The organism is Butyrivibrio sp. WCD2001 (genome assembly GCF_000424485.1).
GTDB lineage: Bacteria > Bacillota > Clostridia > Lachnospirales > Lachnospiraceae > Butyrivibrio.
Map to the genome: position 1 here is coordinate 102,500 of NZ_AUJZ01000006.1, position 18,447 is coordinate 120,946.

General features: G+C 44.2%; 15 protein-coding genes. 6 read left to right on the forward strand and 9 right to left on the reverse strand.

Annotation, left to right across the window (positions count from 1 at the left end; translation table 11 throughout):
- A complete protein-coding gene (locus G630_RS21055) occupies positions 1-1,104 on the forward strand; it encodes a putative glycoside hydrolase (RefSeq protein WP_049946129.1) in 1,104 nt (367 codons plus the stop codon).
- Positions 1,101-1,748, forward strand: coding sequence for a 4'-phosphopantetheinyl transferase family protein (locus G630_RS0106975; protein WP_026498164.1), 648 nt, complete (start codon positions 1,101-1,103; stop codon positions 1,746-1,748). Before G630_RS21055 ends, G630_RS0106975 begins: the two co-directional genes overlap by 4 nt.
- Here the strand turns inward: G630_RS0106975 and G630_RS21060 are convergent.
- Positions 1,720-4,335: a glycoside hydrolase family 2 TIM barrel-domain containing protein gene (locus G630_RS21060; protein ID WP_049946130.1), complete on the reverse strand. Its 2,616-nt coding sequence runs from the start codon at positions 4,333-4,335 to the stop codon at positions 1,720-1,722. The two genes, G630_RS0106975 and G630_RS21060, sit on opposite strands and share 29 nt — an antisense overlap.
- 44 nt (positions 4,336-4,379) lie before the next feature.
- Positions 4,380-5,699 carry an MFS transporter gene (locus tag G630_RS0106985; RefSeq protein WP_022761247.1) on the reverse strand — a complete coding sequence of 440 codons (1,320 nt, stop codon included), beginning with the start codon at positions 5,697-5,699 and terminating at the stop codon, positions 4,380-4,382.
- Between the two features lie 173 nt (positions 5,700-5,872).
- Here G630_RS0106985 and G630_RS0106990 point away from each other — a divergent pair, with 173 nt between their 5' ends.
- Positions 5,873-7,258: a condensation domain-containing protein gene (locus G630_RS0106990; protein WP_026498165.1), complete on the forward strand. Its 1,386-nt coding sequence runs from the start codon at positions 5,873-5,875 to the stop codon at positions 7,256-7,258.
- A gap of 7 nt (positions 7,259-7,265) precedes the next feature.
- Here G630_RS0106990 and G630_RS0106995 read toward each other — a convergent pair whose 3' ends face one another.
- The 5 genes from G630_RS0106995 to G630_RS0107015 all read right to left on the reverse strand — a co-directional run bounded on the left by G630_RS0106995 (position 7,266) and on the right by G630_RS0107015 (position 12,201).
- A complete protein-coding gene (locus G630_RS0106995; protein ID WP_022761249.1) occupies positions 7,266-7,838 on the reverse strand; it encodes a TetR/AcrR family transcriptional regulator in 573 nt (190 codons plus the stop codon).
- Between the two features lie 38 nt (positions 7,839-7,876).
- Positions 7,877-8,749: an Ltp family lipoprotein gene (locus tag G630_RS23440; RefSeq protein WP_049946131.1), complete on the reverse strand. Its 873-nt coding sequence runs from the start codon at positions 8,747-8,749 to the stop codon at positions 7,877-7,879.
- Between the two features lie 48 nt (positions 8,750-8,797).
- Complete coding sequence (locus G630_RS0107005; RefSeq protein ID WP_026498166.1) at positions 8,798-10,291, reverse strand: ArnT family glycosyltransferase; 1,494 nt, start codon at positions 10,289-10,291, stop codon at positions 8,798-8,800.
- 191 nt (positions 10,292-10,482) lie between these two features.
- Positions 10,483-10,647 (reverse strand): hypothetical protein, encoded by a 165-nt coding sequence (locus G630_RS24615; protein WP_022761252.1) that lies wholly within the window; start codon positions 10,645-10,647, stop codon positions 10,483-10,485.
- 141 nt (positions 10,648-10,788) lie between these two features.
- Positions 10,789-12,201 carry a GGDEF domain-containing protein gene (locus G630_RS0107015; protein WP_044958902.1) on the reverse strand — a complete coding sequence of 471 codons (1,413 nt, stop codon included), beginning with the start codon at positions 12,199-12,201 and terminating at the stop codon, positions 10,789-10,791.
- A 197-nt stretch (positions 12,202-12,398) separates the two neighbouring features.
- Here G630_RS0107015 and G630_RS0107020 point away from each other — a divergent pair, with 197 nt between their 5' ends.
- The 3 genes from G630_RS0107020 to G630_RS0107030 are packed head-to-tail and all read left to right on the forward strand — an operon-like array spanning position 12,399 to position 15,215.
- Positions 12,399-13,856, forward strand: coding sequence for a B12-binding domain-containing radical SAM protein (locus G630_RS0107020; RefSeq protein WP_044958947.1), 1,458 nt, complete (start codon positions 12,399-12,401; stop codon positions 13,854-13,856).
- Positions 13,857-13,893: 37 nt separating this feature from the next.
- Positions 13,894-14,403 (forward strand): hypothetical protein, encoded by a 510-nt coding sequence (locus G630_RS0107025; RefSeq protein ID WP_022761255.1) that lies wholly within the window; start codon positions 13,894-13,896, stop codon positions 14,401-14,403.
- Positions 14,403-15,215 carry a response regulator gene (locus G630_RS0107030; protein ID WP_026498169.1) on the forward strand — a complete coding sequence of 271 codons (813 nt, stop codon included), beginning with the start codon at positions 14,403-14,405 and terminating at the stop codon, positions 15,213-15,215. Before G630_RS0107025 ends, G630_RS0107030 begins: the two co-directional genes overlap by 1 nt.
- A gap of 7 nt (positions 15,216-15,222) precedes the next feature.
- Here the strand turns inward: G630_RS0107030 and G630_RS0107035 are convergent, their stop codons facing one another.
- Complete coding sequence (locus tag G630_RS0107035) at positions 15,223-17,274, reverse strand: HelD family protein (protein WP_026498170.1); 2,052 nt, start codon at positions 17,272-17,274, stop codon at positions 15,223-15,225.
- A gap of 32 nt (positions 17,275-17,306) precedes the next feature.
- A complete protein-coding gene (locus G630_RS0107040; RefSeq protein WP_026498171.1) occupies positions 17,307-18,329 on the reverse strand; it encodes an NAD-dependent epimerase/dehydratase family protein in 1,023 nt (340 codons plus the stop codon).
- Positions 18,330-18,447 lie beyond the last annotated feature (118 nt).

The following is an 18,447-nucleotide window of genomic DNA, read 5'->3' on the forward strand; positions in this document are numbered from 1 at the left end:
ATGAAACTTAAGAAACTGATAAACAATAGCAGAAGGTTTTTATGCGGCGCGCTGTGCGCCAGCCTTCTTTGCGGTACCGGCTTTAATGTGGCTGCAGAGGAGAATAATGAAAATATCGAAAGTGAAATCCATGGAATATACGTGAGTGCCTTTGTTGCAGGCACGAAGAATATGATGGATGAAATCATAACTCATATAGACGAGACATCCATAAACGCAGTGGTAATAGATGTTAAAAATGATGACGGCAACATAGTGTTCGACATGGACTCAGAACTTGTGGATTCTCTTGGGACAAAGGATATTCTTGTGGGAGACATGCCGGGACTTATTAACACACTTCATGAGCATGGAATCTATGCGATTGCAAGATGCGTTGCCTTCAGGGATCCTCTAATCGATGATATAAAACCCGAATGGGTTCTGAAAAAGGCATCCGGTGAATTATATGAGGATAGCAAGGGATTTTCCTGGATGGATCCCGAGAACGAAGAAGTAAAGGACTATCTCATCGAAGTAGCTCTTGGCTGTAAAAAGGCCGGATTTGATGAAGTTCAGTATGACTATGTGAGATTTCCCACAGGTATAAAGGAAGAGGATCTTGGAATGAATGGCTACGGCAGACGCCGTGCTATCTACAAATTCGTCCGCGATGCTCATTTTAGTCTCAAAAAGGAGGGGATACCGCTTTCGCTTGATGTATTCGGAACAGCGATGGGCTCCAAGGTTGACAGAGACATTGTAGGGCAGGAATACTCCTGGCTTTCCATGAACTGCGAGTATCTCTCGCCAATGATCTATCCTTCACATTACTACGAGGGTTCTATGGGGCTTGATTATCCCGATCTTCATCCCTATGAGACCGTGGATGCGGCCATGAAATACTCCGATGCCGAGCTTAAAGTGGTCAATCCGCTTGGAAAAAGACAGCAAGCTTCGGTACGCCCCTGGCTTCAGGGATTTACAGCATCTTATCTGTCAAAATACAGAGATTACGGAGTAGAAGAAATACAGGATCAGATTAGGGCTGTTAATGAGAACGGAGTTTATTCATGGATCATATGGAATCCTTCATGCAAATATAAGTGGGATGCGTTTAAATGAAAGACAGAGTAGATATTTATATACTGGATACAGAGCGGCTGAAGGGCCGGGAAGACAATATTGTACAAGGTATTGCACCCTATTACGCAGATAAACACCGCAGAGCTAAGGTAGAGAGCGTAAAAATGCAGGAACTTGGTGCCGGATACATATTGTTCAAGGTCCTCGGAGTGACCAAAGATGAGCAATTGTCCTTTGGGGAGCACGGGAAGCCGTTTTTGAGTGATAAGTCTAAGGAATTTAGTCTGTCGCATGCCGGCTGTTATGTGGTGCTGGCTGTATCAAAAGAGCCTGTCGGAGTTGATATTGAGAGCACGGAAAGACTCACGCTTTCTGTACTAAAGCGTGTTCTTCCGGTTTCATATTACGACGAACTAATCAGCATGCGAGAAAAAGAGACTCCCGGCTGCGATAAAGCTGCCGAAGAGCCTCAAAGCCCCGAAGAGAAGCTTCGCTGGGCGAAGGCCTGGACCTCTGTAGAGGCAGTTCTAAAGGCGATAGGAAGCGGCTTTTTCCTAGATCCCAGAGAGGAAAACTCCTTCATGGATGGGTGGCATATTGAGAGCTTCCCGCTTAGTGATGAGTTTATGGTGAGCTGTGCCGCTCGCTTTCCTTTTACTGTTCATCAGAATGAACTGACTTAAAATCAAGTTCTGAAATAACCTTTACTTCATTGGCACCGTTTGAGGCTTCACATCGAAGAACGAATTCGCCGTCGCTAAGGGCTTCAACTATCGCATTACAGCCGTCTTGTCTAACCTTTGCGATGGTTGTCTCGCCGCGATTTCTGCTAAGAATTCTAAAACATAAATCGCTGTCATCTGCTCCTTCGGGGAATACTTCGGCAGAGACGGTGATTTTTTTATTGCCCGGAGTCAGTGTATATATGCCGTTATCTGTGGGATTTTTTTCACAGACTTTAAGCTTTATAGTTCTGATATCGCGTCCCGGAAGGAGAGAGGGCACAATCTTCGGAACGGAGTTTGTTATACGACTGCCTTCCGTATCCAGAGTACTTTCTTTCCTTACAATAACGAGTGCTTTTCCTGCAAAAAGTCTTCTTGTATCAGCTTTGTAGCTGTCGTAATCGGTGCTGTCTCCGTTATCAAAACCTACAAGAGTCCCGTTTTCTACGGTTACCTTTACGTAGTCACGCGCGTTTTCGACAGGATTTCCGTCTTCATCCACTGCACTTATTTCAGCAAAAATGAGATCACCGGCATCTTCCGTTGTCACATTAAGGGCATGGGTATCCTTAAAAGAGCGTCTTACGGTCTCGGCAACGATTTTTCCTTCTTCATCGTAAGCGGCAGCGCGAAGTTCGCCTTCTTCATAAATCACACTGTAATCAGCGATAATATGATTTCCGGCCACGGGTGCGTGGGTTAGTTCCTGTTTGCCAAGACTTCTACCGTTCAAGAACAGCTCTACAAAGGGTAAATTGCTGACTACGCGCACATCAACGCGCTGACCTTCATTAAAATCCCAGTAGGGGAAAATGTGCACGAAGGGATCGTCCTTGCAGCTTACCCATGCGGATTTCCAGACATAATAGGCGTCCTTGAAAAATCCTGCGGTATCTATCAGGCCAAAGTAAGAGTTTTTCGTCTCATAGGGCGTAGGCTCTCCGATGTAGTCATAGCCTGTCCAGAGGAACTGTCCGAGAGAAAATTCCATATCTCTATCCTCACAGACGCAGGCTTCCATGCTTTTTGCACTCCACTCGGTAATGCTGTTTCCCAGGGAGGAACACTGGAGGTCAGATTCCTTAATTATGTGCTCATCGAGTGGGAAATGGTAAATTCCGCGGCTCTGAACGATGGAGGAAGTCTCACTTCCGAAGATTATCCATTCGGGGTTGGCTTTATGCTGCTTTTTATATAAGCGTTCCAGGTAGTTATATCCCACAACATCGAGTTCCGGGGCGCATTTTTGCGCATTTTCCCATTCCATATAGTTCGAAGCGGAGGTAACAAGACCATTTCTTAGCGGATCGTGTTTTCTGACCTCATCCCGGAGAATGATAGTAAGCTCAAGACCTCTGCTGTCCACATGGGTGTCATATATTTCATTTCCGATACTCCACATGAATACGCTTGTGTGATTTCTGTCGCGTCTGACCCAGCTTTCAACCTCTTTTTTATACCAGTCGGGGAAAAATCTTGCAAAATCATAATCGGTTTTTGAGCGTTCCCACATGTCCAGAGACTCGGAGAGCACTAAAAAGCCCATCTCATCAGCCATATCAAGTACGGCGGGATCATAGACGTTGTGAGTAAGACGGAGGGCATTTACGCCCATTTTCTGCAGCTGAACAAGGCGTCTTTTCATTGCACCTTTGTTAAAGGCGACGCCAAGGGCACCAAGGTCGTGATGCAGGCAGACACCGTTTAGCTTTATATGCTTATCATTTATGAAAAGGCCCCTATTGTTGTCAAAACGAATATTTCTAAAACCGATTCTGACGCTCTCTGTCTGAATCGGATATGTGTGCTGATTTGATGTATCCACATCGACGCCTGCGTATAACTCTACCAGGAGTTCATAAAGTACAGGAGAGGAAGGGCTCCATTCCTTGGGATTATCTACAATAAAGCGTCTGTAGGTGTGAACTTCTTCATCTTTGTTGATTTGGGGCATGATAGGTATTTCATTACCATCGTTGTCAAACAATTTGTGTCTGACATAGACATTCTCATTTTCATCGGATTTCCTAAGGCCGGAAATTTCCGTAGAAATCTCCAGAAGATAGCTTTCGCCTATTTTGCTTGAATGTACATATATGCCATTTTCCGGGATGAAAATATCACTGTAGTCGCAGAGCCAGATATTGCGGTATATACCGGCACCTGTGTACCATCTGGCACTGGGATATTTGCATCTTGCAGCGACAAGAATCTCATTGGTGCCGGGAACTACGTAGTCCGATACATCCAGAACAAATTGGGAATAACCGCTTTTCCATTCACCGGCTTCATGCCCGTTTATATATACAATACTGTCCATATAGATTCCGTCAAAGACGAAAAAGAGACGCCGTTCGTCCATAGCTTCAAAGTGGTTTAAATACCACCCGGTTGCGTCCGCATACAGATTTTGAGCGTCCTCTATCATCCAGTCGTGAGGAATCTCCACATCGTTAAAATCGCCCAGGCACTTATGAGCCTCATCAAAGGTAGTGCCTGCGGGAGTTTTCAGGAATTTCCAGTTTTGATTAAATAGTCTCTTCATAGTAGTAACCTGTTATCAGAAAATCCTTTCAGAAATATTGGTAATCAGTTGTCGACATCAAAGTGTTCCAGCACATTCTTCTTGGCTGTGGGCTTTACATCTCCGTGTTTAACGAAGAGCATGGTAATAAAGGACAGGCAGGAGAAGACGAATGCATAGGGGAACAGGGTCCTGTAGGACACGTGCTCAAGCAAAAAGCCGGAAAAAATCGGGGTAAATACCTGGGCTGCCATGGAAAAGGTATAGTACAGACCGGTGTATTTGCCAATGACGCGGCTCTCGCCCATGCCCACGACCATGGGGTAGGAGTTAACATTTATCGCGGCCCAGCCTATTCCGATAATTGCGAACAGGAAGTTCAGAGAAGCGTTATACTGCGGCATCAGGGCTGCAGACAGATAGCAGATGCTCATTAGTGTTATACCTATGAGTATTGTCTTTTTTCTACCAAGTTTGGCGGAAACAAAGCCCACGGGAATATATGAAAGAACAGCTGCTATCATTGCTATCATCAGACAGTCAGCGTAGGCTCCGTTGCGGAGTCCCCATACTTCTGTTACGTATCTGGAAAAAGCAGTAGTTACCGCATTGTAGGCTGTAAACCACAAAAATACGGAGCAGAGCAACAAGGTAAGGCTTCTGAATACGTCTCGGGAAAGTTTTCCTGCGTTCTGATAGGCTTCATCCTCATCTTTTCCTGTCAATTCACGCACGTCATCTCCGTCAAAGTTCTCAACACCCTCACGGACCTCGGACATGAGCCTTTTTTCGGGAATCGTAAAGAAAAGAATAGCAACTGTAATCACCATAAAGGCCGCAATTGCTATGGCCAGAGGGGTGTAATTTGTTTCTGCTTCGACTGCAGCGGATTTAAGGAAAACCTTGATCATTATAAGTGTATATACTGCGCCAAGGGTTCCCATAAGGTTGATGATGGCGTTGGCTCCGCTTCGATGCACGGCGGGGGTCAGCTCAGGCATCAGTGATACGGCCGGAGATCTGTAAATGCCCATGGCAACCAGGAGCAAAAGCAGTATAAAGATAAAAAGCTGAAGATTAGTACTGACATGAGCAATATATATGAGAGAAAGGAATAAAATTACAGACAGGACGGTTCCGATAAGAATAAATGGCATGCGCTTACCCAGTCTGGTATTAGCCTTGTCGGAGAGTGTTCCGAACATGGGTAAAAGGAATAGTGCCAGAACATTGTCAAAGGCCATAATAGTGCCCGTAAGGGTCTCGCCGAGCCCGAAATGATAGGTTAGTATCTTTGGGATTTCATTGTCATAAAACTGCCAGAAGGCGCAGATGGACATAAAAGCAAATCCGATAAGTATTGTCCGCTTATAATTGAGCTTCATTTTAACTATTCCCCCTAAAACTATTCTTATCTCCTATAATATCATCCTATCCGAATGGATGGAAGATATCGGTCATTTTGATGAGAAGTGTTTGTTAAGTCGGGGAGGGTATGGAATGGCGGGAAGGATTGTGATAACTTTTCTCTCATAAATGAGGTATGAGGAGGGACGTTATGACTAAGAAATATCCGCTGACAGCAGCACAGAACATGCATTACCGATGGATAAAGGAATATGGGACACAGCAGGTATCGGGGCTCAGCTTTATTGCATCACTCAAGGTGGAGATTGATTTTGATCTTCTGAAAAAATGCATCCGTCTGGAAATGGAGAGATACGGTTGTATGCGAATCAGATTTACCAAGGCGGATAAAAACGGGGATGTTAAGCAGTATCTGATAGAAAAGGATGACAGAGACATACCGCTTAGGGATTTGTCTGATTTGACAATGGAGGAGGCGGATGCCGTAATGCAGGAATGGGCATACAAGACCTTTGACGGCGATGATATCCCAATGTGCGAAGTGTTTTTGACAAAACTTCCCGAGGGTTACAACGGCTTCTTTGTACATATGGATCACAGGCTCATCGATTCCTGCGGAATATTCGTCATGACCGGAGACATTATGGCGCTCTATACTCATTATAAGTTCGGTACAGAGTTCCCTGCTGATCTGGTGGACTATGAGGAAGCCCTGCAGAGGGACCTGACAAAGGCATCCAATGAAAAGAGAGTAGAGAGAGCAAAACAGTTTTGGGGGAGTATGCTGGATAAATGGGGAGAGCCCTTATACTCTGATATACAGGGCGGTGCTGTCCTTGAAAAAGCAAGAAAGAAGCACAAAAACCCGAATTTAAGAGCGGCTGATATTGAAAGAAAGCAGTTGTTTGTTGCGGTTAAGGACTACAAGCTTGACGCTAATCCCACAAAGGAACTGTTTGACTTCTGCGAGGGGCATAACCTGACCATAACCAATTTGCTTCTTTTGGGGCTTAGAACCTACCTTTCCAAGCAAAACGGAGGGCAGGAAGATATTACTGTGGAGAATTTCATTGCCAGAAGACTATCCAGAAACGACTGGATGTCAGGCGGAAGCAGAACAATCATGTTCCCCTGCAGAACCGTGATATCAGGAGATACAAAATTCACGGTGGCAGCGGATGAAGTGCAGAACATGCAGAACAAGGTGTATATGTTCAACAGCTATGATCCGGAGCTAATAAAAAAGGAGATAAAAAAGCGCTATCACACGCCTGCACATACTACCTACGAGAGTTGTTTTCTAACCTATCAGCCCATGCCGGTAAAGCTTAATAATCCGCTTTTAAAGGATATCCCGATGCATACGAAGTGGTTTGCAAACGGCGCAGCCACCAAGAAATTGTATCTGACGGTATCTCACACGGAGGACGGAGGTCTTAATTTTTCATACCACTATCAGACAGCGGACCTCACGGAAAAAGACGTGGAGCTTCTCAACTACTATCTGATGCGCATACTGTTCAAAGGTGTGGAACATCCCGATATGTCAGTGGGAGAGATAATGGCGGCAGTATAAATACAAATTATTTCAGATATGGTAAAACACCGCCAAGGAACATTTTGGTCATAATATCAGCGATATTTTCAGCGGGGGATGCAAAATCCTCCGCTATCCATTTATGTAATATACCGATGGTAATGCCGATTGTACCCGCGATAAGATAGGAAAAATTGTCCCTGGACGCGCTCTCTGCGTGAGTTTCATCGGTAACGCTTGTTACGTAACGATGGAACATATGCATGGCTTTTTCAAAAAATGTGTCACCGCGAGCGCTCTCTAAGAGATTAGCAAGAAACGGATTATTCCTGGTGTAATTACATATCGCAAGGAAATAAGATTTGCACATATCGTGATCGTTCTCGGGATGAAAGCTCTCCATCATGCGAAAAATATCATCTAAGGTCTTGTCCTCTGCAGCGGTCACAAGGGCAGGAATATTCTCATAGTGATTATAGAAGGTGCTACGTACGATCCCTGCCTTCTGAATCACGTCAGCTACCGTTATTTTTTCCAGATCCTTCTCCCTTATCAGAAGAAAAAAGGAATCAATTATAGCATCTTCAGCAGTGCTGTAACGTTCATCCGATTCGTTCATGTTATCCTCCGGTGGCTGCATTACAGATATCTGGCGGTTTAGTATCCTACGCTCTTTGCCGCGTATTCAGCCTGTTTCTGGGTGAAAGAGTAACCGTCCACAAGAAATTTAACTAGATCGTCATGGGTAACATCGTCAAATAACCCTACATAGAGTTCGGCTTCTTCTTTTGCCTCTGCGTACCAGTCGGCTTTCTTGTTGGTTTCGATGTAGTTCATTGCGTATTCGGCCTGTTCTTTAGTGAAAGCCATATAACCTTCAGAAAGGTCTTCCATTAGTCCATCTTTGGAATATGCAGCACCATCAAGCAGTATTTCTGCCCATCTGATTGCTTCATCGTTCCAGTCGACAAGTCCCTCGGCCTCAAGATAATCAACGGCAACTGTGGCTTCCTCCTCAGAAAAGCCATAATATTTATCCTGAAGCTCCTCAATGAGATGTTCTCTGGAGTAAGGAACGGAAGTAAGTAGATCCTGAGCCTGTCTTATGGCCTGCTTCTCGCCCTGAGTCATATCCTTGACATCCTTGGCTACAATCTGCGTAGTAACGGCAACGGGCTCCGCCGGAGTAACAGTGCGGTTAGAGCTAAAATTAAAAATGGAAAATCCACAGATGCCTACGAGAGCAAGTGCTGCTACAGAGCAGGCGATGGCCAGATAAATCGGCTTTTTGCTCTTTGTTTCTTCCGCAAACATATCTTCGTCATAAGGACTAAGTACGGTGTTTTCATTTATTTCAAAGCCTGGAATGGACTTATCCACAGGAAATGGAACACTTCCGACCATTCCCATCTCTTGTGGCTGTTTCTGCATTGCAGAACTGCCGTTGTTTTGATAAGTTGTTGCACCCGGTGCAGCCTGATAGGCGCTGTTACCGTAGGTTTGATATCCCCCAAATGATTTGTTTTCCATAAAAATATAATTCCTCTCTAAACTTGACTGAAAAAATCAGTTTATATTCTAATACATATCCGTACTGAAGATAAGATATGAATTGTCCTGTAAAATAACGTGTCCGGTAAGATCTGATGAGTATTTATCCCAAAGATCCTTGTCAACAATGATAAGTGAACCGTCATCACTAAGGAAATTGTCCAATGTTCCGTCTACAGCAACGAAATCACAGTACATTTCGGCGGGCGCGACATATTCACATTCCCAGTGTCCCTGCTTCGAGTACTGTCTGAAATCTGAGAGAAGATATACGTTTCTTCCCGCATATTCATCCCCGTACTGAGAGGCAAAATCCAGCATATCCTGTGTGAATTCGTCAACCGGATGTCCGCCCGTCCCCGCAAGATTGATATCGTTCTTAATGCAGGGAACGATGAAGAAAAATGAGGCAGCCACGATAAGGCCTGTGGTAATAACTGCCACTGTGGGATTTTTCCTCACAAGATGCTCTATAACAATTCCGCCAAGTCTTGCCACTAAGATACACAGGGCAAGCAGGGAGGTGTATATATACCAGTCAAGGTAGCTCTTCAAAATTGCAAAGAACATGACCGGGAGAACTGTCCATACAAGGAGCAGATAGTTTTCCTTAATAAAATTCGTAACAACTGTTATCGATCTGTTGCCGGAACGAAGCTTTATAACGGCCATTGCCACAGTTGCAACAATTATTGTGATGATGAAAAGCTGCATCACATTCGATCCGATGAAATCGATGATGGGTTTTGAAAAGTTCTCGTCGGATGTGCTTACTCTGTCGACTGTCTCGCCGAACATAAGAGTATCTATGAACTGCATTCCATCAAACATCGAGCGCTTGACCATCCATGCGACCGGAAGAAGAGCAGCAAGAAAAGCGGATATAACCACTCTTGACGGCTTTTTGAAGGCTTCTCGAATCCTCGGAATGTATAACAGCCCGATCATGAAGATAAGAGCAGCATGAGGTCCCTTGCACATGAAGGCGAGGCCCAGGGAGATGCCGTATAAGTACATGAAACGTGGGTTATACATGATTTCGTAGAGCGAGATCATGGCAATCACGAAAAAGAGATTAAAGAAGGAATCCATCTCCGCCGCTCTGTACATGTGAAATGTAAAAAAGGGTGTACATGCCGCAAATATAAACGGAAACAGAACCGCTGAGTAGAGATTATCTCTTCTGATCAAAAACAGGATGACCACAAGCAGCGTTAAAAGACCGCCAACTGCAGATGGAAAGCGCGCTGCAAAATTGCACACACCGAGAAGCTTATAGCATATAGCCATCATATCAAGGCAGAGCGGAGGCTTGGAATTAAAATAGTCCGCAGCATACTTGTAAGTGTTTACAATCCAGTTGCTCTGTTTGTACATCTCATATGCGTTTGTCGCATGGTAGGCTTCGTCGGTTGAAATCAGATATCCTGCACCGAGATTATGAAATAACATATAGACAATCAGGAGCGTAGCACCTGAAAGAACAGTTAATAACAACCCCATTTCAACTTTTTTCCCCATATATAATTATCTCCCCATAAAAAACCACAAAATACAGTGGTATAATCCACCGATTTTCTTAGAGATATTATATTCTTTCGGAGAGTATTTTGCATTATTATAATTTGCCAAAAATATCCGCAAACGAAAAGAGAGACTTAAAAGCCTCTCTTTTCTATCGTATGAACTGTATTCAGTTTTGTATTCAGTTGTCATTCCATTTTCAGGTTTTGTATGGTTATTACGGTCATTCCAACCTGAATGAAGAATACCATCAGCCAGGCACCGCCTATAATGGCATTTCCTCCAACGAAGAATGTGATCGTCAGAATCAGACACAGACATGTCCAAAGAATCTGCATTCTTGCTCTATTCATAACCTTCAAAATCCTCCTCACAGAATATTTGAATATCTGTCTATATTATACAACGTTTTGTGTTTTTATGCGAAATTTTTTTGCATTTTTCACGAAAAAATTTGAAAAATATTTTCAGAGGGGTGGAGGAGGCCCTAAAAATCACTCTCTGGCGGCTTTTGAAGCTACTTTATCCTGATACATAATACTATCCGCGCGTTTAAATACATCATTTATACACCGGTCGGTATTTTTATCATATATGGCCATACCTATAGCGGCAGAATAGCGTCGCCACGGGCTTCGGTGCTCATCTACTGCGGTGTCGGCAAAAACTTCCTTGATCTGGGAAAGGAGACTGTCTCTGTTTTCATAATCACTTTTTTCCAGAAGAACAACGAATTCATCGCCGCCGATTCTGAATACGGGCGAGTGTTCATAAACAACGCAGAGCTTGTGGCAGGCACCGAAAATATAGTCATTTCCGTGCTCATGACCATAGGTATCGTTGATTTTTTTCAGGTTATTAAGGTCAACCATCAGAATTCCGAACTCTGCGGTTCCTGAGTCTATATCCTGATCTACACGCATGGCAACATTGTCATACCAGGCCTTGTTCTTAACGTGGGTAAGGGCATCCTGATAGGCTACGGTATCCATATAGTTTACCTGGTTTTTCATGTCCTCTACCTGAACCTGGGCTTCAAGAATATTGCTTGCATAGGTGCGCATGTCCTCTGTCATCTGGCCTATGGCTTCAGACAGAGATTCAACCTCATTCTTTGAATGGATATGTGGATCGTTATATATCAATAGGTTGGGATCCGTCTGGGAATGACTGCTCTTGGCAAAGGCCGAGACACTTTTTTCCAGACGTCCGATGGGTTCTGTGATGCTGCGATTTGCCCATATTATGAAAAGAATTGAGAATGCTATGCCAAGTATGAGAATAAGGATAATACAGAGTGCCGTATATGTTCTGATAGCGAGCTGCACATCTTCCACCTCGATATCCACACACAAAAGGGCGAAATGTTCGCCTTTGCTGTTGATCAAAGGCTTGGAAATAGTGTAGTCATATCCCCAGGTAGTGAAATTTTTGCAGAAGGATATGGTGTTTTTATCAAGTGCATCCTGATATACATAAAGATCCTTTTCTTCGTAAACATCATAAAGAATATAACCCAGGTAGTAGCCGTCGGGATCGGTTGCCCTTCCCTCTGCGGTATCTGCGGAGATGATGTTCATCATGCCATTTCGGTCGCCGTCCAGTACCGGCTTGACTATATAGAGGTAATGAATATCAAAATCCTCCATTATTGAATCCATAAAGGTGATAAGTTTGATGAATTTCTCGGATTCGACACCTGTTTCGACGCAGGTGGACAGATCCTCTATGTCTATATGGCTGTAGACATAGTTAACAATGTCAATCATTCGCTTGTTATATGAACGATAGATTGCCGTCGTGAAGGTTTGGTATGTAATTATGCTGAATAATACGCACAGCGTTGTGAGAAAACCTAACATGAATAGGATTATGCTGCGCTTTAATGGTTTCTGCGTTGTATTCATAGCATCATCACCCAAAAGGTCACAGTATCAATAATATTGTATCCAATTTTGACGGGAAAATGTTAACGAAGCACATTTCTTAATAAAGAAATAAGAGGTAATTTATAGGTTTTTAACAGATGCTGATAATATGTTTGACCAAAGCGGTTGTTTTGCTTACTATTTACTGTATAGGAATTGAGAGGAAAATCATTGGGATGAAGATACGATTTATAGAACCGGGGAACAGGCCTTATAAAAAGACCATTCTAAACTATTTTGTTTACGATAGGTATATAAGGACTCCTTCCGTCGGGCTTAACACGCTTGCAACAATAGTAAAGAAAGAGATTCCGGATACATATATGTACAGTGAATCAATTTCGAAGATTAAATATGATGATGTGCTTGATGCAGACATTATCTTTTTGGGCATATTTACCTTTGCTGCGGTAAGGGGCTATGAACTTGCCGATTTTTTCAGGAAAAATTCCTCCGCAAAGGTTGTGCTCGGAGGTCTTCATGCCTCGATGAATTATGAGGAGGCAGTACAGCACTGCGACTATGTGATGCTGGGAGAGGGCGATGAGACAATAATGCCTCTGATACGGGCAATCGAGCGCGGAGAAGAGCCATCAGGTAAGGGATATGCCTATCTGCGCGGCGATGAGCTTGTTAATACGGGTATGCCGGAGCCTCCGACTGATCTTGATCTTATCCCCGACAGGGATCTCATTCACAATTACAGGAAGATGGTGGGGCACATGACCATCTGGCCTCAGGTTCATGCCTCAAGGGGCTGCCCGCACAACTGCGATTACTGCGCTCTTGTGAGACACTTTGGCCATTGCGTCAGGAAAAGATCCCCGGAAAATGTCGTAGAGGACATCAAATACTCGATCGACTTCTTTCACAAGGGAAAGCTCAGACTTTTAAAGGATCTGTGGATTACGGATGACAATTTCTTTGCTGACAGAGAATGGGCGATAGCTGTTTTAAACAAGATAATCGACAGCGGAATAAAATACCGCTTCAACATACAGGCGAGGTACGAGGTCGGATTTGACGATGAGATGCTTGAACTTCTAAAGAAAGCGGGTTTTTTCGAGCTTGATATGGGAATTGAGTTCATAGACGACGATTCCTTTAAGACATATCACAAGAAGTCGACGAAGACAGAGATAGAAGAGTCGATCAGGAATATTCAGAGACACGGAATGAGCGTCAGAGGACTTTTTATTCTGGGATCTGATAATCAGAAGGTCGGCTGCGGCAAGGAGCTTGCGGATTTTGTTATAAAAAATCATATCCAGGGCGTCCTTATCCAATGCATGTACTTTGTGCCGGGCACTCCGGTCTATGAGAAGAATAAAGACAAGCTTCTTCATACAAGGTGGGATAAGTACAACGGAAATGCGGTACACAGACCAAAGAACATGACTCCGTACGAGCTTCAGCTTGAAAATATCGATGCCAGCAGAAGGATATATTCTCCCAAAAGGCTGTTACAGGCGATATTATTTGAGGATTTTGTTCATAAAATACTTTTTATCGGTGAGTTCTTCTGGCACTGGAGCGTAAGGAGTGACATGAAGAAGGAGCTGCCGTATTTAAAACAGGTGTCGCAGACATCGGTTATGTCGAATTCGGACAATAAAAAATTAGTGGTTTCTTGAAAATAAATCTTATGAAGAAGGGGGAAAGATAAGAAACATGGCTATAGCGGGTAATATCAGCGAGAAAGAGCTCTATGATGCGATTCTCGCCTTTGATGAAAGTGAGGAGGCGCAGGACTTCTATTACAAGATAATGGATACGCCTACCGGTCGAAAAAACAAAAGCGGAAGTGATGAAACAGTAAGGGATAGGATTTTAAAGGCCTATGCAATGCTGTTCTGCGAAGAAGCGGGGCTGGCGCCCGGTGAAAAGGCGGGAGTTGATGAGGTTGCCGATACGGCTGACAGACTCTACATTGGTTCTCTTGGCTATGATCCACAGCACTGGTACCGGATGAAATATCATTTTCCGGTGATTGACGAGGACAACTACGACAGATTTGCAGCACTTGTTCTTTCCGATATGAATGCGGGACCTTTACACGATGCGGCACTAAATGATGGCGAAACACTGGTGGTTGGAGAGGCAGATCCTCTTCATATGACTGCAGAGCAGAGGAAGAGCCAGAGTGTAAAATCGGTTTCAATGACATTGGGGGGTCAGTGATGAACATATTAGCTGTGGATGAGGACAAGGAGTCCCTGAAAAAAATAAAGAAGATTATTGAGACAGTGTCTCCGGATGCGACGCTGTTTTCAAGTGACAGTTCGCTGGCCGCACTCGCTACGGCTCGTGAGACGGAGATGGATGTAGCGGTTTTGGAGACAGAAATGTCTGAACTTGGGGGAATAGATCTTGGCGGATACTTAAAGGAATTGAATCCTTATATCAATCTTATCTATCTCACTAATCACACAGAACAGGCCTATGAAGCCATGAAGCTTCATGCCAGCGGATATATCAAAAAGCCGGGCACTAAGGATCAGGTGAAGAGTGAGCTCGAATCCCTCAGATACCCTGAGATACGAAAGAAATATAAGAGAGTTTTTGCTCAGACTTTTGGCAATTTTGAGTTATTTGTTGACGGGGAACCTGTTGAATTCAAATACAAAAGAACCAAAGAGATAGTAGCGCTTCTCATAAATAACAAGGGTGCGCAGACTACAAATGGAGAAATAATCGCATCCCTTTGGGAGGATGACGGAGATCCCGAAAAGAAGCTGTCCTACCTGTGTAACCTTCGTCAGGACCTTCAGAACACCTTCAAGAAGCTTAAGCTTGACGGAATTATCCTGAAACAGCGAGGAAGCCTTGCCATAGCAAAGGACAGGATTGAATGTGACCTCTATGACTGGCTTGAAAAGAAGAAGGATTCCAAGTATAAGTACATGGGCGACTATATGAACCAGTACAGCTGGTGCGAGTTCTTCCATGCAGAGCTCGATGAGATAAGCTATGACATGGAAGAGGATGAGTAAAAACTGATTAATCCTGTAAAATTGCGGAGAGTTTTCCGTTTGACAGAATCGACAGATGCTGCGTTGCGCGAGACATTGCTGTATAGAGGCAGTGTCTGCCGGATTCGTCATCGGGATACGACTCCGAATCGGCGTCGGGCAGAATTACATGGTCGAATTCCAGACCTTTGGCAAGCGCAAGCTCCAAAAGAAAAGCACCACTTTTAGGCAGGGCATCGTGCCCTGTTATTATTTGCGGAGAATTATCCTTTAGCATAGCTGAAATTTGTTCAAGCCTATATTCGTTTCTGCAGATTATGGCCGTAAGGCCTTCTTTTTTTTCATATTCACTGAGAAGAGCTGTCAGTTCTTTCAGGTATTCCTTATCCGAACTGCATACCTTTACCGAAACCGGCTCGCCGGGGCGTTTTACGGAGGAAATCATCATTTTTTTCTCCGGAGGCAGAATGGAAGCGAACATATCGGTGATCTCGGGTGAGCTTCGATAGCTCGTCATGAGAGGAAGCTCTGTGAAGCGCTTTTTATCTGCTTCTGCCATCTCCTTAAGCTCGGCAAAAGTAACCGTACCTTCACGAATTGCCTGGAATTCATCTCCAAGGAGCATGAAGCGGGCATTCGGGAAATACTTTGCAAAGACCATCATCTGTGCCCTTGTGTAATCCTGCACCTCATCAACCATAACATAACGCATGTTACGATCGCATATGCCGGTAAGTTCCATTCTTGTATAGAGCCATTCTGCGGCTGTTACACGGGTTTTGCCCAGGATGCGTCTCGCAACATGGAGGGCGTTTACCCACCTGCAGCGTCTGATATTGGAGAGTGCTCCGCCAAAATCGTTCTCTGCGCGGTTATCCTCTGCCTGATCGGACTTTGCCATGCTTCCGGAGGCATTTTCGTTATCATTTTTTTCAAGGTGGCGAAGAGAGTTCTTGACCTTGTGCTCAAGTTCATCGGATACGGTCTGGATAAGGCGTATTCCCATGGGGAATTTCCTGAATTTATTTACTACGGACAGGACTTCCTTTTTGGACATAACAAGATTGCCCTTGTGCGTTATTTCATAAAAATCCGCAGCCTCGGGCGTCAGTGTCGGAAGTACGTCGTGTATCTTCTGAAGATTCTCCGCTTCGGTATAGTCGTATTCATCATCGGAAAAAGGAACATGCACCATCTGAAGAAATTCGCGCCAGGTAAGTGTCAGAGGGTTTGTCTCGCCCATATCCGGGAGAACATTGTCAATATACTCACGAAATACCGGGTTCAGTGTCATAAGGCATACCTGGTCGGGGCGGAGAGTGTTTCTTTTTTGATAGAACAGATACGCAATTCTCTGCAGCAAAACAGAGGTCTTTCCGCTTCCGGCGATACCGTTTACAAGGAGCACGGGCACATCGGGATAGCGGATGACGGTATTTTGTTCCTTCTGAATGGTTGCAGTAATAGCCTGCATCTTGTCGGAGTGCGTCTGGGAGAGCGACTGCAGGAGCATGGGGTCCTCAATCGCAATCTGCGTATCAAAATAGGCCAGAAGCTTATTTTTGTGCAGATCAAACTGGCGACGAAGCTTCAGATCAACAGGGATTTCCCTGTCTTCAACGGTGTAGTGAGTGTGGCCGCTCTCCTGATTGTAGTAAACCTCGGCAATTGGAGATCTCCAGTCAACCACCATCTGGTCATAGCCGTTTTCGGAGATGGCAGCACGGCCGATGTAATAGTTTTCAGGTTCCTCGGATGGATCAAACTGCAGCTGGATTTTTGCAAAATAAGGAGACTCAAGGAGCTTGTTCACGCTTGTGAGACGATTTCCAAGAGAATTGCTCTCTACGTTGTAAGTATCGATATAGCGGTTCCATACCTCGATCTCGGCCAGGGTTTCCATCGTGGTCTCGATGTCCGCGTAATCGAAACGTATGTTATCGCGGATATCATTCTTGTCGTCCAGCGCCTTTTCATCGAGGGCTGCGATCTGCTCCTCGAGATCGTTTTTCATCTTGAGAAGCTTGTCGTAGGTCTCCTGTAAATGCTGTTGTTCTTTGTCAAAAATCTCTTTTTCCATTCGTGTTACCTTTAAAATTCATTCAAAATTCTTTATATTTCTGTTTTCGCCTTTTCAATTGCGGCTATTATTTTATCACAAAAAGTGTCAAATTCCGGATCTTCCTCGTATTCCTCAGGATGAGAGAGGACGTAATCAACTGCCAGACGAACTCCCTTATGGAAGGGAATAGTGGTAGTCATTTGCGGAACGAGTCTTTTTAGCTTGCTGTTGTCAAAAACAACGGATACGGCTTTGTCTCCGAGAAGACTTCCTTCGAAATCCATGTCGTATTTTTCACCTACATCACTTAAGAAATCGGATGAAACATGGTAAGCCTTTAGTTCTACGCCCAGAGCATCAGCAATAGTCTGATATATCTGATCCCAGCTAAGGATTTCGTCACCTGTTATCTGGAAAGCCTCGCCTATGGCATGTCTGTTGCCCATGAGACCGGTAAAGCCGATCGCGAAATCGCTGTTAAAGGTAACAGCCCACAGAGATGATCCGTCGCCCTGAATTATGACGGGTTTTCCCTGCTGCATGCGCTTTATAACCTGGTAGAATCCTTTTTTGCCATGCACACCGAGCGGAATATGTCTCTCGTCGTAGGTGTGGCTGGGTCTTACTATGGTTACGGGGAAGCCCTCTTCGCGGTATTTTTTCATGAGAAATTCTTCGCAGGCGATCTTGTTTCTGGAGTATTCCCAATACGGATTCGCCAGAGTTGTTCCTTCGGTTATGATATAGCCTGCTGCGGGTTTATTGTAGGCAGAAGCAGAGCTGATGAAGATGTACTGCTTTGTTTTATCCTTAAAGAGTCTGTAGTCTCGCTCCACGGCCTTAACATCAAAGGCGATGAAATCGCTTACCACATCGAAATCCATGCCGGAGAGCTTCTCTGCGACATCGCTTTCATTATATATATCAGCTGTTATTTGTTTTACTGAAGAAGGGACATCGCTCTTGCGATTTCCCCTGTTTAAGAGGTATACCTCCCATTGAGGATCCTCCGACAGTCTTCTTACTATTCCCATACTGATGGTTCCCGTACCACCGATAAAAAGTGCTTTCATGCTGTAACCCTCCTTTTTATTCATATGAATAGTATAAAACATTTTTGAGGAAAACAAAAAATAATTACCGAATGACAAAATATTTATAGTTTTATGATTGGCATAGTGGTTAAATAAC

Bases quoted from the DNA above. Each gene is read 5' to 3' on its own strand.
- G630_RS21055 (WP_049946129.1), top strand. From the start codon at position 1: ATGAAACTTAAGAAACTGATAAACAATAGCAGAAGGTTTTTATGCGGC.
- G630_RS0106975 (WP_026498164.1), top strand. From the start codon at position 1,101: ATGAAAGACAGAGTAGATATTTATATACTGGATACAGAGCGGCTGAAG.
- G630_RS21060 (WP_049946130.1), bottom strand. From the start codon at position 4,335: ATGAAGAGACTATTTAATCAAAACTGGAAATTCCTGAAAACTCCCGCA.
- G630_RS0106985 (WP_022761247.1), bottom strand. From the start codon at position 5,699: ATGAAGCTCAATTATAAGCGGACAATACTTATCGGATTTGCTTTTATG.
- G630_RS0106990 (WP_026498165.1), top strand. From the start codon at position 5,873: ATGACTAAGAAATATCCGCTGACAGCAGCACAGAACATGCATTACCGA.
- G630_RS0106995 (WP_022761249.1), bottom strand. From the start codon at position 7,838: ATGAACGAATCGGATGAACGTTACAGCACTGCTGAAGATGCTATAATT.
- G630_RS23440 (WP_049946131.1), bottom strand. From the start codon at position 8,749: ATGGAAAACAAATCATTTGGGGGATATCAAACCTACGGTAACAGCGCC.
- G630_RS0107005 (WP_026498166.1), bottom strand. From the start codon at position 10,291: ATGGGGAAAAAAGTTGAAATGGGGTTGTTATTAACTGTTCTTTCAGGT.
- G630_RS24615 (WP_022761252.1), bottom strand. From the start codon at position 10,647: ATGAATAGAGCAAGAATGCAGATTCTTTGGACATGTCTGTGTCTGATT.
- G630_RS0107015 (WP_044958902.1), bottom strand. From the start codon at position 12,201: ATGAATACAACGCAGAAACCATTAAAGCGCAGCATAATCCTATTCATG.
- G630_RS0107020 (WP_044958947.1), top strand. From the start codon at position 12,399: ATGAAGATACGATTTATAGAACCGGGGAACAGGCCTTATAAAAAGACC.
- G630_RS0107025 (WP_022761255.1), top strand. From the start codon at position 13,894: ATGGCTATAGCGGGTAATATCAGCGAGAAAGAGCTCTATGATGCGATT.
- G630_RS0107030 (WP_026498169.1), top strand. From the start codon at position 14,403: ATGAACATATTAGCTGTGGATGAGGACAAGGAGTCCCTGAAAAAAATA.
- G630_RS0107035 (WP_026498170.1), bottom strand. From the start codon at position 17,274: ATGGAAAAAGAGATTTTTGACAAAGAACAACAGCATTTACAGGAGACC.
- G630_RS0107040 (WP_026498171.1), bottom strand. From the start codon at position 18,329: ATGAAAGCACTTTTTATCGGTGGTACGGGAACCATCAGTATGGGAATA.